This window comes from Streptomyces zhihengii (genome assembly GCF_016919245.1).
GTDB classification, from domain to species: domain Bacteria; phylum Actinomycetota; class Actinomycetes; order Streptomycetales; family Streptomycetaceae; genus Streptomyces; species Streptomyces zhihengii.
Map to the genome: position 1 here is coordinate 1,918,259 of NZ_JAFEJA010000002.1, position 13,975 is coordinate 1,932,233.

12 protein-coding genes are annotated in these 13,975 nt (G+C 70.3%); 9 read left to right on the forward strand and 3 right to left on the reverse strand.

Translation table 11 applies throughout. The features are described 5' to 3' along the window. Positions 1-75: 75 nt before the first annotated feature. Positions 76-3,087, reverse strand: coding sequence for an AfsR/SARP family transcriptional regulator (locus JE024_RS35905; RefSeq protein ID WP_205378028.1), 3,012 nt, complete (start codon positions 3,085-3,087; stop codon positions 76-78). A gap of 530 nt (positions 3,088-3,617) precedes the next feature. Here JE024_RS35905 and JE024_RS35910 point away from each other — a divergent pair. From JE024_RS35910 to JE024_RS35950, 9 genes are all read left to right on the forward strand, one after another. Then, positions 3,618-4,175, forward strand: a complete 558-nt coding sequence (locus JE024_RS35910) for a MauE/DoxX family redox-associated membrane protein (protein ID WP_205378029.1) — start codon at positions 3,618-3,620, stop codon at positions 4,173-4,175. Between the two features lie 28 nt (positions 4,176-4,203). Continuing rightward, entirely contained in the window at positions 4,204-4,725 is a 522-nt protein-coding gene (locus JE024_RS35915; protein WP_205378030.1) for a TlpA disulfide reductase family protein, read from the forward strand. 107 nt (positions 4,726-4,832) lie between these two features. After that, positions 4,833-6,692 (forward strand): ABC transporter ATP-binding protein, encoded by a 1,860-nt coding sequence (locus JE024_RS35920; RefSeq protein WP_244883438.1) that lies wholly within the window; start codon positions 4,833-4,835, stop codon positions 6,690-6,692. Between the two features lie 74 nt (positions 6,693-6,766). Next, positions 6,767-7,492 carry a S26 family signal peptidase gene (locus JE024_RS35925; RefSeq protein WP_244883440.1) on the forward strand — a complete coding sequence of 242 codons (726 nt, stop codon included), beginning with the start codon at positions 6,767-6,769 and terminating at the stop codon, positions 7,490-7,492. Beyond that, complete coding sequence (locus JE024_RS35930; RefSeq protein WP_205378033.1) at positions 7,489-7,947, forward strand: hypothetical protein; 459 nt, start codon at positions 7,489-7,491, stop codon at positions 7,945-7,947. The genes JE024_RS35925 and JE024_RS35930 overlap by 4 nt, the downstream gene beginning before the upstream one ends. A gap of 40 nt (positions 7,948-7,987) precedes the next feature. Continuing rightward, positions 7,988-8,344, forward strand: a complete 357-nt coding sequence (locus JE024_RS35935) for a hypothetical protein (RefSeq protein WP_205378034.1) — start codon at positions 7,988-7,990, stop codon at positions 8,342-8,344. A 209-nt stretch (positions 8,345-8,553) separates the two neighbouring features. Beyond that, positions 8,554-8,943, forward strand: a complete 390-nt coding sequence (locus tag JE024_RS35940; protein WP_205378035.1) for a hypothetical protein — start codon at positions 8,554-8,556, stop codon at positions 8,941-8,943. Positions 8,944-9,049: 106 nt separating this feature from the next. Next, on the forward strand, positions 9,050-9,619 hold the full coding sequence (locus tag JE024_RS35945; protein WP_205378036.1) for an SMI1/KNR4 family protein: 570 nt from the start codon (positions 9,050-9,052) through the stop codon (positions 9,617-9,619). Positions 9,620-9,874: 255 nt separating this feature from the next. Further along, entirely contained in the window at positions 9,875-11,839 is a 1,965-nt protein-coding gene (locus tag JE024_RS35950; protein WP_205378037.1) for a TnsA endonuclease N-terminal domain-containing protein, read from the forward strand. A gap of 82 nt (positions 11,840-11,921) precedes the next feature. Here the strand turns inward: JE024_RS35950 and JE024_RS35955 are convergent, their stop codons facing one another. Together JE024_RS35955 and JE024_RS35960 are read right to left on the reverse strand one after the other, a co-directional pair. Next, complete coding sequence (locus tag JE024_RS35955) at positions 11,922-12,125, reverse strand: cold-shock protein (RefSeq protein WP_124264726.1); 204 nt, start codon at positions 12,123-12,125, stop codon at positions 11,922-11,924. A gap of 1,019 nt (positions 12,126-13,144) precedes the next feature. Further along, on the reverse strand, positions 13,145-13,690 hold the full coding sequence (locus JE024_RS35960) for a hypothetical protein (protein ID WP_244883441.1): 546 nt from the start codon (positions 13,688-13,690) through the stop codon (positions 13,145-13,147). Positions 13,691-13,975: the final 285 nt, after the last annotated feature.

Genomic DNA, 13,975 nt, shown 5'->3' on the forward strand with positions numbered 1-13,975 from the left:
CATCCCCACATCCCTGACCGACCGGGGCAACGCCAGGCTCACCCTTTGGGGCCGTCAGGCCGCCAGGCCACCGCCTCAAGCTCTCCGTACCTCGTCCGCCTCCTCGCGGGCGCGGGCCGCGGCCGAATGGCCACCGGCCAGGGCGTGTGCGGCGCCCAGGGTGTCGAGGCCGACGGCCAGCCACTTGCTGGAGCCGATCCGCCGCCAGAGCCTGACGGCGGCCTCGGCGCGTCTGCGGGCGGAGGCGGAGCGGCCCACCGCGAGGTGGGCCTCGGCGAGGGCGTTCAGCGTCGCGGCCTCGCCCCAGAGGTTGCCGAACTCCCGGTAGGTCCACAGGCTCTGGGCCAGCAGGCGGCGCCCTGTCCGGTGCTCGCCCTGCCGGACCATGACGTCTCCGAGCCAGCAGGTGGCGTGTGTGGCGCTGAGCCGGTCGCCGAGGTCCTCACTGATCGCGGCGGCCCGCCGGTAGGCGTCGGCGGCGGCCGGGTGGGAGCCGAGTGCCCGATGGCTCTGGCCCAGGCATCGCAGGGCCTGGGCTTCCCCTGGCCGGTAGCCTGCGGCCCGGCTGACTCGCAGACACTTCGTGAACCGTTCGACGGCGGCATCGACTCGGCCCTGCTCCAGGTCGATGACGCCGAGGCCGTTTGTCGCGTAGACGAGGCAGTTGACGTTGCTGGCCGATTCGGCAAGCCGGGCGGCCTCCTCAAAATGGTGGATGGCGGAGGAGTACTGGCCGAGGAGCCGGTGCACATAGGCGAGCCCCGCCGTGGCACTGGCCCGGTAGGTGGGTTCCTGGCCCTCGGCATGCTGCAGGGCCTGCTTGAAGTGGTGCAGTGCTTCCGGGTAGCGGTCGAGGATGGTGGTGAGTTCGCCGAGGCAGCGGTGGACCTTCGCGGCGCTGTGGCGGTCGCCGCTGCTCAGGGCCGCTGTGAGGGCCCGGTTCTGGAGCCTCTCCCAGTCGTCGAAGTGGCTGCCGACCTGGAAGAGGGTGGTGAGGGCGGTGGCCAGCCCGGCGGCGGGTGCGACATTCTGCGCTCCGTCGAGCGCCTGCTCCGTCACGTCGATGAGGAATCGGCGTTCGTCGGTGAACCAGGCCAGTGGATCGGCGAGCAGCTGGGCGGACTCGGTCGCGGGCGGCTGCCAGGTGGCCAGGTCCAGCTGTGAGATGCCCTGGAAGTCGACCTTGAGGGCGTCCGCGGCCAGGTCAGCGAGGTGCAGGCTTGCACTGAGCAGTCGAGTGAGTGCGGCCTCGCGATCTTGTTCGGGGACGTCCAGCTCGGCCCGTTCCCTGCCGAACAGCCTCACTAGGTCGTGCAGTTGATAGCGGATCCCGGAGGCGTCCGCCGACTCGATCTGTATGAGATGCACCTCTACCAGGTCGTCGAGGACGGCCTCCGCCTCGGCTAGCCCCGCGTCGAGCAGCGCGGCCAGCGCCCAGGCGGAGAAGCTCGGTTCGGGTAGCAGGGCGATCATTCGCAAAGCGTGCTGCGCCGCCGCGGTCAGCTGCTGATAGGTGAGTTGGAGACTGGCCCGTACGGCGATATGGCCGACGGCCAGCTCGTCGAGCTTGCGCTGCTCGTCGGCGAGAGCGCGCGCCATCTTGGCCAGGGGCCAGCCCGGCCGGGCGGCCAGCCGCGCACCGGCGACCCATACCGCCAGCGGAAGGCCGCCGCAGGTGTCCACGATGGCGCGGGCCGGCCCGGACTCCGCGTCGGTCCGGTCCCGGCCGAGCATCTTGCGCAGCAGGTCGAGCCCCGTCCCGGAGTCCAGTACGCCTAGCGGGAGCCTGGAGCAGGACAGTTCCGCAATGGTCGTGCGGCTGGTGACGATGGCGGCGCAGCGCACCCCGCTGGGCAGGAGGTCGCTCAGCTGCTGGACACCGGCGGCGTTGTCCAGGACGACCAGGGTTCGCTGCCCGGCCAGCAGGGTGCGGTAGAGATGGACGCGGTCCGTCAGCTCTGCGGGCACGGCACCGCCGGGGGTGCCGAGCGCACGGAGGAAGGTGCCCAGCACGGTGAACGGCTCGGCCGGTTCGTCGCCGAAGCCCCGCAGGTCCGCGTGGAGTTGGCCGTCTGGGAAGCGGGCGGCGAGCAGATGCCCGGTCCGTATGGCGAAGGCGGTTTTGCCCACTCCGGCGGCGCCCGTGATCAGTAGCGTCGGCGGACCGGGCTGCTCCGCGCCGAGTAGCCGACGGGCCTCGTCCACCTCGCTCTCCCGGCCGACGAAGAGTGACGGGTCCGCTGGGAGAAGCCGGGGTACCAGTTGGCGCACCATGGGCGGTCTGACCGCCGTGCTGCTCTTGCCGGTCGGTTGTGGGGTGGCGGTCGGTGCGGTGGAGCGGGGCTCGGCCGGTTCGGGATCGCCGGCGAGGATCCGTTCGTGCAGTCGGCGCAGCGCCGCGCCGGGGTCGACACCCAGTTCGTGGGCGAGCCGCCGCCGAGCGCGCTCGTACACCTCCAGCGCCTCGGCTTGGCGTCCGCACCGGTTGAGGGCGAGGATCAGTTGCCCGGTCACCCGTTCGTCGAGCGGATACGAGCGCGCCCGGGTGGCCAGTTCGCTCACCATTCCGTCGTGCTGCCCCAGGCGCAGCCGCACATCGGCCAGCTCCAGCTGGGCGGCCAGCCGCTCGCTGTCGAGGAGCTGGCGCTGCGCGTTGAACCATGGGGTGTCCGCCTCGGCGAACGCACTGCCCCGCCACAGCGCCAGCGCTTCCCGCCACAGCGCCTCCGACTGCCCGTCATCGCCCGTCCTCCGCGCCCGGTCCGACAGTTCACGGAAGCGGTGTGCGTCCACCGCTGAGGGCTCGACCGCGAGCCGGTAGCCGCCGCCTCGCTCCCGGGTGATGGCCGTGCCGTCGGCCGCCATCGCGTGCCGCAGCCGGGAGAGGTATCCGTACAGTTTCGGGCGGCCGTGCCCCGGCTCGGTGTCCCCCCACACCCGTTCCACCAGCGCGTCGGCGGACACTCCTTGTTCCGCGTCGACGAGCAGCGCTGCCAGCACCCGCCGCTGCATCGCGTGCCCCACGTCGACAAGGACCCCGTGCCGCCGTACCTCGATGGTCCCGAGGATTCCGAAGCGCGTGGCCATCACACCCCCTGGGTCAACAGACAGCCCTTACCTCTCACTCTGGGTGCCACCGACGTGCGGATCTAGGCGGATTCAAGCTTTTCCGAAGGTTTGCCGACGTTCGCCCGGCCACTGTGAGCAGCACGTACCCGGACCTCAGGAGAGTGGTCATGTACCGAAAATTGGAAGCGCTGGGCACGGCGCTGCTCGGGATCTTCGTTCCCCGGATCGAGGCTGCGGCGGGCTGTGGCTCATGGCCCAGCTGTTGGCAGTGCGCCTCGGCGTGCGGCGGCTGCTGGGCTCCCTGTGAGGGGTGCACCGAGGGCGCGGTGGACAAGCCCGGCGAGTGGTTGTACTGCCGCTGCGCCGAGTGCTGACCGGAGCGCCCCGGTGCCGCGTCCGTGGTGAGGGCACCTGACCACGGCGCACGCGGGAGGTGCCCGAGTCCCGGAAGCCGGCCTCCGTACGAAGGCCGGCTTCCGGGACTTGAGACCGCGGTGTCCGGCCTGCGACCGCCGGGCACCGGTCGCAGGATCTTGGGGAGGCCCCTGATGCAGTACTTCGAGATCGGTGTTCGTTACCTGCTGGGGACGGTGTTTCTGACGTCGTTCCTCGGTAAGACGGCGGGGCGGGCCGCCTACGCCGGCTTCGTCGCCTCCTTGCGCGCCACCCGGCTGCTGCCGGGTCTGACGGGTGTGATGGCACCGGCCCTGGTCACCGCCGAACTGGCGGTCTGCGCGCTGCTCGTGGTGCCGACGGCCCCCGCGTTCAACGTCGCCGGGCTCGTCGTCGCCGCATCGCTGCTGGCCGGCCTCACGGCCGGGGTCACTCTTGTCGTGTGGCGCGGTATCGCGGCCCCCTGTCACTGCTTCGGCGCGTCGGCCACCGTGCTCGGCCGACGTCACATCGCCAGGAACGGGGCACTGGCCGCCCTCGCCGTGGCAGGTGCGGTCGCGGCGACGGACCTGCGCGCGCACCCCGGGGGAGCTGTCCTGGCCGCGCTCGGCGGCCTGGTGCTGGGAGCGCTGGTCGTTCGCCTCGACGACGTCCTCGAACTGTTCCGTTCCACTCCTCACGCCCCGCCGAGCACGGTCCGGAGCGGGCGGTAACCGCGTTGGTAGAACTCAAGGAGCAGAAATGCCATTCCTCATCACGGCGGTCGTGTTCGTCGGACTGCTCTGTGCCGTCGACCTCGTCCTCACGCTCGGAGTTGTGAAGCGGCTGCGGGAGCACAGTGGCCTGCTGTCCGCGATGGAGCGCGCGTCAGGCCTCGGTGTGGGCGAGACGGTGGGTGGGTTCCGGACCACGGACGTCGACGGCGCGCCGCTGAGTCGGGACACCCTGGGGGCCGCCACCTTTGTCGCCTTTATCTCGCCGACCTGCGGGTCCTGCAAGGAGAAGCTGCCCGAGCTGGTGCGCTATGCCCACAGGCTGCGGGACGTGGGCGAGGAGATGCTGGCCGTCGTCGTCGGGGACACCGAGGAGTCCCGCTCCTTCGCCGCCGATCTGCGTCCGGTCGCCCGCGTGGCGGTCGAGGGTTCCGGCGGGCCGCTGGGGGCTGCTTTCCGGGCGTCCAGCTACCCGACGATGCTGTGGGTCGCACCGGACGCCGACGGCCGCCTGGTGAGGGTGGCGCGCTCGGCCGCGCTGGCGTCGTGAGCGGGCGACGGGGCGGGGGGCCGTCTGGGAAGGATATGAGCCCACCGTCCGGCAGGTCCTCCGGGAGTGGCACGGGTGCACCGTCCGGCCCGGACCCTGCCGGGGAGGTGCCCGGGCGGGCCAGGTCGCTGCGCGCCGTCGGCCGGACGGTCCGCGCGGCCGTTGCGCTGGGGGTGACGGTGGCTCCCGGGCTGACCGCGTCGTATGCCGTGCTGACGCTGGCGGGCGGTGCGCTGCCGGTCGCGACCGCCTGGCTGACCAAAGTGCTGCTCGACTCGCTGACCGCCCCGGACGGCTCCTCTTCGCTGATAGCCGTCGGAGTGGGACTGACGGCGGTCGGCACGGTCGCCACGGTCATGCCGCATGTCGCGCGGTACCTGCGGCAGGAGGCCGCGCGGCGGGTGGGCCTGCGAGCGCAGGACCGCCTCTTCGGAGCGCTGAACGGCCAGGCCGGGCTCGGCCAATTCGAGAGCCCTCGCTTCCTGGACCGGCTGCGACTCGCCCTCCAGACCGGCGGGACCAAGCCCAACGAGCTGCTCGACAGCGTTCTGGCCGCGGCTCGGGCACTCATCACGATCATCGGATTCCTGGGCGTGCTGATGATCCTCAGCCCGCTCATGCCAGCCCTGGTGCTGGCCGCCGGAATCCCCGTACTCCTCGCGGAGATGGCACTGTCGCGCCGTCGTGCACGCATGCACTGGGCGGTCACTCCCACCGAACGCCGCGAGTTCACCTACATGCAGCTTATGTCGACCGTCGCGGCGGCGAAGGAAGTGCGGCTCTTCGGGATCGGTGATCTGCTGCGCGGCCGTATGCTGCACGACCGGCGCGAGGTCAACGCCGAGAAGCGCGCGCTGGACGTCCGCGAGACGCGGGTGCAGAGCGGGCTCGGGCTGTTGGCGGCCGTCGTCCCCGGCCTTGGGCTGCTGTGGGTCATCTCCGCGGCTCGGGCGGGCCAGCTCTCGATCGGCGACGTCACGGTGTTCGTCGCCGCGGTCGCCGGGGTACAGACAGCCATCACCATGCTGGCCGCCGAGATTGCCCGCGCCTACCAGGCACTGCTGCTGTTCGAGCACTACGTGGCGGTGACCACGGCCGGACCGGACCTACCGGTGACCGTCCCGCCCACCGCACTGCCCCCGCTGCGACGCGGCATCGAACTGCGCGGCGTATGGTTCCGCTACTCCGACGACCACCCCTGGATCCTGCGCGATGTCGATCTGACCATCCCGACGGGCGGCTCCCTCGCACTCGTCGGACTCAACGGCGCCGGCAAGTCCACACTCATCAAGCTGCTGTGCCGGTTCTACGATCCGACCCGCGGCGTCATCCTCTGGGACGGGGTGGACATCCGCGACGCGGACGTGACCCAGCTGCGCGAGCGCATCAGCGCCACCTTCCAGGACTTCGTGCAGTACGAGATGACTGCGGCGGACAACATCTCGCTCGGGGACGCCCCAGCACAGGGAAACATGGCCCGCATACGGGCCGCCGCGGACCGCGCCGGAATGCACCAGGTGCTGGACCAACTGCCGCAAGGCTACGAGACGTTGCTGACCCGCCTGTTCGTCCATGAGCCCGACGACGACGACCCCGCGACCGGGGTGATGCTCTCCGGTGGGCAGTGGCAGCGACTCGCCGTGGCGCGCGCGTTCATCCGGGAGCAGCGGGATCTGGTGATCCTCGACGAACCCTCCGCCGGACTCGACGCCGAGGCGGAGCACGAGGTCCACACGTCCCTGCGCCGGTACGGCGCAGGGCAGACCTGTCTGCTCATCTCCCACCGTCTCAACACCGTCCGCGACGCCGACCGCATCGTCGTGCTGTCCGACGGACGGATCGTGGAACAGGGCGCGCACGAGGAACTCATGGCCGCCGATGGCCGGTACGCCCAGCTGTTCATGCTCCAGGCAGCCGGATACCGGCACCCGTCATCGAAGGTCCTCAAACCGATCGGAGAGCGATGACCCTCGAACCCAGGACGGATCAGGGCGTGGTTCGGGTACGTCATGCGTCGTGCGGGCCGGCTCCCCGCGCAGCAGTGCCACGGCCGGAGGACCCGCACCGCCGCCGTTCCGGCTCGTCCGCCGCCGTCACCGGCGCGCTGGCCCTGGCGGCGGCTGCGACGATCACCGTAGGCGCCTACCTCACTCCGGAGCGCGGGCTGCTGTACGCAATCCTGCCGCTGCTGCTCGGCGTCCTACTGGTTGCCCGTCGGCTCCTCGCCCGTCGTATCGCCTCGGTCACCGTGCGCGGCAGGAGCATGGAGCCGTCCTACCACGAGGGCGACCGCGTCCTGGTACGGCGAATCCGCACCCCTGCGGCGGGACAGGTCGTCGTGGTGGAGCAGCCGGGAGTCGACGGCCAGTGGCTCGGCCCCCCACTGCCGGCCGGAGCCGACAACGCGCGGATGTCCCGACGCCGTTGGCTCATCAAACGCGTCGAGGCCGTACCCGGTGACCCGGTGCCGCGTGCGGGGTTTCCATCGCTGTCGCAGGCCAAGGAGGACGCCGTCCCCCCGGGCAAGGTGGTGCTGGTCGGGGACAACCAGCGGCTGAGCCTCGACTCGCGGCTGATCGGCTACTTCCCCGCAGAACGCGTGCTCGGCGTCGTTGTACGCGGAGCGCATCCGGCCCCGGGCCACCGGACCACGCGGGAACGGAAGTCGCATCGGATCGCCGCGCAGGCGACTCGAGCGGGACGCGCCACGCACAACACCACCTCCCACTACCCCGAGCACACTCCGAAACGAAAGGAATCCTCATGACCGCCCGTATCTCGCGGCGCACCCGAGGCGCCCTCTCCGCCGTAGGCGCCGCCACGCTGGCCTTCACTGCCCTCGGCGTGGCCCTGCCCGCTTCGGCCCAGGCGGCCGGCTGCGAGACCCTGTCCGCCACGGTGCGGAACTCCGCCGGACTCAGCGGCGGACACGTCCAGGCAACGGTCTGCATCAACAGCGCCAGCGCGGACTTCAACGACTCGTACTTCAACTACGTCCAGGACTACCAGGCCGACGGTGTCGCCGCCCGCGCGTACGTAACCACCCCCGGCTTCTTCTATGGGCCGCTCGCCACCGACGACACCTCCACCTCCGACGGCCAGGACATCGTCTGGGAATCGACCGACTCCGACGTCGCCTGGGTCCGCGTATGGGTGTGCCTCGGCAAGACCTACCCGGGCCAGAGCGGCGCTCGCTGCGCCTCCGACATCACCTACGCCTGACATCAACCATCACCGACTCCCAGTGAAAGAAGGGACTTCCATGAGAAACGTCTCCCGCTTCGCAGTGGCCGCCGTCGGCGCCGTCGCGACCGTCCTGTGGTTTTCGACATCGGCCCACGCCGATGCCGTGGTCGGCAACGGCTACGCCTATGGCGGATTCATCAGCTACGGCGACAAGGTCTGGGTCGAGCACTACGAGGGCCGCACGAGCTCCGTCGAGTGGTACACGAACTACGGCCGCTCGGACTCCTGCAGTGTGACCACCCCGGAGGTCTCGAAAACCTGCAACTACGACATGCGCGAAGACGGAACCATCACCATCTGGGTCTGCACCACGGGGCCCGGCCTGGGCAACGACGAGTGCAGCGAGCCCGTGACCGACCGGATCGGCAACTGAGTCACGCGGTCGTAAGCCGAATGGGCCTCATTAGCCTGGCCCCCGTCACTGCGACGGGGGCCGGGCACGGTGAGGCTGTCTGCGCTGACCCAGTCCACGGCGAGCCGACGACCATGGTGACGCCGAGCTCCTCACGCAGTTCCCGCGCGGCCCTGAGCTGGGGACTCATTCTCGTCGACGGCCCCGCCTTGCAGGAGGCAGGTCGTAGGGTGGTCGACGCGCTGGATCAGGACCCGGCCGCGCTGATCGGTGATCAGCGCGCGGACGTTCCGGCCCACATGGCTGCTGAGGTGCGTAAGGCCCCGTACTCCTCGTCGCTCATCGACGTGCTGGGCGGCGCGTCAGGGGTGGGCGTGGTGGTCATCTCGTCTCCGATCGTGCGGGCCGGACGCTGTGGGCGGTTGGCCGGTCAGACGACGAGCAGGTGCGGGCGCCCCGGCGCGGGGCCGGGGGAGAGTCGGGTGAAGTGCTCGGCCGCTGATGATCTCGTTGCGTTCCGGTTCGGGCAGACGGGCGAGCAAGCCGGGCAGGGGGCGCGGGCGGGCGGCCTCGCTGCGGTGGGCGCAAACGGCGGCCCCCTTCACCGCGGCCCACAGTGAGACGTCGACGGTCGTGGTCGCGTATGTGACCGGCACCGCTAGGAGCGTCTTGCCTACGCTCTGGAGCGGTCGTGCGACGTCGGATGCGTGTGGCACGCTGCGTCCCATGGATGACGATCTCGTCGGCATACAGACGCCGCAGCGCCGCATAGCCGATCCGGAAGAGGCGCTTGCGTTGCTGGAGCGTGCCGTCCCCGGATTGGCCGACCTCCGTCGGAGGGCGGGGGCAGTGATCGACTGGGCCGGGCTCGAGGAGAGCCTGGGCACTGGCCTTCCCTCCGATTACAAGTACCTTGCTGAGTGGTATCCGACCTTCGACGTCGGTGCCTTCCTTCTGGTTCGTCTTCCCGAGCCGGACGAAGAGGACCGCTGGCTTCAGGCCAGCCGCGACACCATTGAAGTACTCACCGATGCCTGGTTGGAACCCAGTGTCGGCTTGCTGGCTCACCCCGCTCCTGGTGGGCTGCTGCCCTGGGGTGAGTCGTGCGACAGCGACAAGTTCATGTGGAGTACGACGGGAGGATCGCCGCAGGACTGGATCGTCACGGTGGCTTCTCGTGGCGGGGCGTGGTGGCACTACGGTGGCGGTTCAGTCCAGTTCCTGGCGGAGCACTGCAACGGAACCCTAGAACACTGGGGGCTGCCGCCGATCGACCTGGAAGTGCCCCCGCGCTGATCGGGTCTGACCCAGCCTCCGTGAGGAACGCGGTGCGGCGAACACTCACGGATCGATGTCGACGCACACGGGTGGGGCCTCAGTCGATTCTCGCTGGCTGTGGCGGGGGCCGGGCTGGGGTCTGTGATGCGTGGGATGCTGTGGACAGGATGGGAGCGGGCAAGGCACATTTGATCGCTGGAGCGTGTGGCTGCGAGCGTATGACCCCTCAGGTGCACTATGCCTGCGCGGCCCTCAGAGTGGTAAGGGAGCGACGTGCCGGACGAGGTACTCGGATCTCGGCGTGGCCGTGCCTGGAGCGAGGCGGAGGACGAAAGGCTTGTCGCGGGCGTGGTCGAGGGGCTGAATCTTGCACAGCTGGCAGAGCGCCACGGCCGAACCCCGGCCGCGATCAGTGCACGAGTGGAGCTGTCGGTGTCACAGGACGGCGCGCTCGTTGACGACCCGGTTGAGTGGCTGAAGACGCGTCTGGATCGCGAGCCGTCGTACCCGTGGAGAAGCGTGGCGGTTGCTCGACGGCACCAGGATCGCCGGTCGCTGCGCACCGCGCCGGACTCCCGCGATGTGCCGACGGAGGATCTGACGGGCCGGGTGACCGGGGTGATGGCGGACTGGGAGGGTGCCACGGGACACGTGCTGCGGCCCGAGCGGCGCGAAGCCTTCCTTGCCCGGCGGGTCGTCTGGGACTTGGCTGCAGCCGATGAGACTGACCGCCGGACAGCGGCCCGACGGCTGTGGCGGCAAGCGGGCACGCTCCTTCTGGACGACTGGCTGCTTGAGTGTGTCTGCCCTGGCGCCGTGCATCTGACGAGCGACTGGCACCTGATCGATGCGCGGGACCCCGACACGGTGTTGGTGCTGCGGGAACTGGTCGCCGCAGCGGTGGACGAGTTGGCCGAGCCGAGGGATCGCGATGTTCTCGGCCGTCGCCTTGGGCTTCACGATCAGCCGGCGCAGACGCTGGAGACGGCCGCCGAGGGCCTTGGCGTCTCCCGGGAGCGGGTCCGCCAGCTGCAGACCAGAGCGATCCGCCGTTTCGTGCGCAATACCTCTCCGGCGTCCCGGAGGCTGCGGCAGGTGCTGAGCGAGCTGAGCTGCGTGGGTCGAGAGGGGCCCGGGGCTCAGCCGCCGGCCGCGGAACGGCTGCTCGACCTGGCGGACATGCTGCTGCCGTCCGTCGCCCCCCGGCAGGCGGTGCCTCTGCTGGCGCGCCTTGCCGGTGCCGACAAGGTCCGTGCGGAGAACCTCGCAGCAGAAGCGTTGACCATACGCACTCTGCGTCACGACGAGGTGCGCCGGGAGGCGGTGCGAGCGGGCCGCATCGACCGATCGACGCGGCGCTGGTCAGCAATCGCAGCCGACGTGGACTGGTTTGGTGATCGCAGTCCGGCGCCACCTCGAGCCGAACTGGAAGTGCTCCGCGAAGAGGAGAACCTCACCCGCGGACGTTTCGGAGCATGGCACTGTCCCAAGCTCGACCGGGCCGTGTCGTACGAGTCCGAGACAGAACTGCGCGTCATCCAACTGCTCAGCTTCGCCTCCCAGATCACCTACTACCAGGAACAGCCGCTGGCCATCAGCTACGAATACGACGGGCGACAGCGCACCTACTACCCGGACCTGCTCGCGGCGACCGCAGACGGCAGCTGCATCCTCATCGAAGTCAAGCCGGTGTACGAGATGGCGATGGCCATCAACATCGCCAAGTACCGTGCCACCGCCGACTTCTGCCGTCTCCGCGGCTGGGGCCTGGTGGCCACGGATGGCTCTCGCACACGCCGGCTCCTCGAACAGCAGGCGGTCGACCCGCGCCTGGAGAATGCACTCTCCCTTGCTCTGGCCGCGGGGCACGAACTGAGCTGGCCGCAGATCCGCGCCGCGGCAGGCGTGCTCCCGATGGGTTCGCTGGACCTGGCCGCCCTCATCCTGAGTAGGGAGTGGCAGTGGCGTACCAGCCCGTTCAGGCTGCGAGGGAGCCCACCTGCGGACCGAGCGGGGGCCCGGCCGGCACCGGCCACGCAGACCCCAGAGAGGTCCCGTGGGGATCGCTCCGTCGAAGGTGTCGCCCGGCCCCTCGTCCTGCCCTCGCCGCAGGACATCGAGGCTTCCCGCTCTCCCGCGGGAGGCTGGAGCCGTGCGCAACTTGCCGACTGGGGCGTTCCCTGGCCCCCTCCCAAGGGCTGGAAGGAGCAGCTGGTCGCCCGCTGGAATGCCGGATGACCACCAGGCGTCGCGAGACGAGCATGTGGGGGTGCCCGCCGTGACTGTCGGGCACCCCCACATGACTGTCGGCGGCGTGGGGTCAGCCGCGGACGATGTTCTCCGCCTGGGGGCCCTTCTGGCCCTGGGTGACGTCGAAGCTGACCTTCTCGCCCTCGACAAGCTCGCGGAAGCCGCCGCCGGAGATGTTGGAGTAGTGGGCGAAGACGTCGGGGCCGCCGCCGTCCTGCTCGATGAAGCCGAAGCCCTTTTCGCTGTTGAACCACTTCACGGTGCCGCTGGCCATACTGCGATCCTTCTATTCACCCGAGTCCGTCCACGGCGGCTCGGCATCCACGAGCATCCCGGACTGGGACGCTTCGAACATCATTCTGCCCCACACCCCCGGTGATGACCTGGACCCCCGTGCCCGACATGTACTGCGCTCGCCGGGGGATCGGGCCGAGGTGGTCAGGTGAGGAGCGCTGGGAGTGCGAGGACGCATCGTGCGGTGAGGTTGGCGCCTTCGTCAGCGTGCTCTGGCCGGAGCCGCAGCATGTGCGTCCGCGACGGGTAACGCGGTACGCAAGCTGGCTTGTGCTGGGTCGGGGACAGTTCGATGCCGGTGACGCGGGCTCCGTAAGCCTGGGCGAGTTGGACGGCGTGGTATCCAGCCCCGGGAACCGGTGTCCAGGACACGGCGGCCGGCGACATCGCCGAGGACCTCCGCTCCCGGTTCGATCCCCTCCCAAGGCGTCCAGCCGAGCCGGTCGGGGACGGGCGGTGTGAAAGCCCGGGCCACGTGGCGTTGGCCGTACACCTGCCAGGCCCGGGTGTTGGTGTCCTCGGCGGGCACGGTTGCCTCCTGGTAGGGATGGCGAAGGTCAGGTGTGCGTGATCAGCCTGATCTTGCTAGGAACCCCGGTGCTTTAGCGCCGGGAGGAATCGCACGCCTTCGCGCGCAGGCGCGGAGCGCCGGAGCTCGCTTCCAAGCGAAGCGCGGAGCGCTGCCCCGGTTGCTCGCGCGATCGCCGATCAAGCCGGTTCTGGCACCTTCACCGCCCTCGGACTGCTAGTCACAGGAGCCGTCCTCGCCGCGATGCACCCCGGTAGGCCTGGAAGTACTCGGCGGGATCCGTGCCCCGAGCGGGTGCCCTGGCACGCTCACTGCACCGTTGCGTGCGTACGGGCTTCGCACATGGCCCTGCGCCACGCCCTGGAGATCCCCACGAAGGGGCGCCGCGTGCGGGGCGCCGTCGTCCCTCGCCGGGCACGCGTCACGGCTGACGCTCCTCGGTGTCCCCGCGAGGGATCCCCCGGCGGCGGTCAGTTCGCCGCCGGGGGAAGCGTGCCCGCACAGGTCGCGCGGCCGTAACCGCCCGAGGCTGTGGCGAGTTGCACATGCTCGCCGCGAACGGCGAGGGTGCAGACCGCGCGGCCGCCTTTCTCGCCGAGGGTGATCGCGACGGACGGCTCCTGGCCGAGCGGGACCCGGACCGTGGTGCGCCAGGGCAGTTCGGCGTCCCGGACCACGGTCGCCGTGCCCGACTCGCTGCGGGCTAGGTACGCGATCTCGACCGGGCCCTCTCCTGTGACCTCGTACGTCACCTCGGCGGTCGGCACCGCGCGGGGCTTCGGCCGCTCCTCGGTGTCCAGCAGGCCGTAGCCCACCAGTCCGCCGCAGGCGAGCAGCAGTGCCCCGGCGATGGCGAGCCCGGTCCGACCCCCGTCTGCAGATGGCCCCCCTGTCTCGGGCCCCCCTTCCGGCGCGCCCACTTCGCCGGTGCCGTCACCCGCTCCGGCGCCCTCGCCCGTGTCCGTGCCGGGCTGCCCCGGCCCGTCGTCGGGGCCCGCCCCGGGGTGCCTCTCCACTGGCGGCGCGGACGGCGTGGATTCCTTTGACGGCATGAAAGGCCCCGGCTTTCGGTACGTGCGACGAATCGGTTGGCGACGGACCGGGCGTTTATACACCACGCGGAACTCGCCGCGCGAGCGACCGGAGAAACCGGGGCACAACCACCCCTCTTCCGGTGGTCTATTGCCCTGATTGTCCGAGGGGTTGACGCGGCGTCAGCCAGATGATCAATAATCCGCTGCTGCCCACGCGACCTGGCGTTTTACCGGGATGCGCTGTGTGGCGCAGCCATGTTCAGGCCG

Bases quoted from the DNA above. Each gene is read 5' to 3' on its own strand.
- JE024_RS35955 (WP_124264726.1), bottom strand. From the start codon at position 12,125: ATGGCCAGCGGCACCGTGAAGTGGTTCAACAGCGAAAAGGGCTTCGGC.
- JE024_RS35910 (WP_205378029.1), top strand. From the start codon at position 3,618: ATGCAGTACTTCGAGATCGGTGTTCGTTACCTGCTGGGGACGGTGTTT.
- JE024_RS35915 (WP_205378030.1), top strand. From the start codon at position 4,204: ATGCCATTCCTCATCACGGCGGTCGTGTTCGTCGGACTGCTCTGTGCC.
- JE024_RS35945 (WP_205378036.1), top strand. From the start codon at position 9,050: ATGGATGACGATCTCGTCGGCATACAGACGCCGCAGCGCCGCATAGCC.
- JE024_RS35935 (WP_205378034.1), top strand. From the start codon at position 7,988: ATGAGAAACGTCTCCCGCTTCGCAGTGGCCGCCGTCGGCGCCGTCGCG.
- JE024_RS35930 (WP_205378033.1), top strand. From the start codon at position 7,489: ATGACCGCCCGTATCTCGCGGCGCACCCGAGGCGCCCTCTCCGCCGTA.
- JE024_RS35905 (WP_205378028.1), bottom strand. From the start codon at position 3,087: ATGGCCACGCGCTTCGGAATCCTCGGGACCATCGAGGTACGGCGGCAC.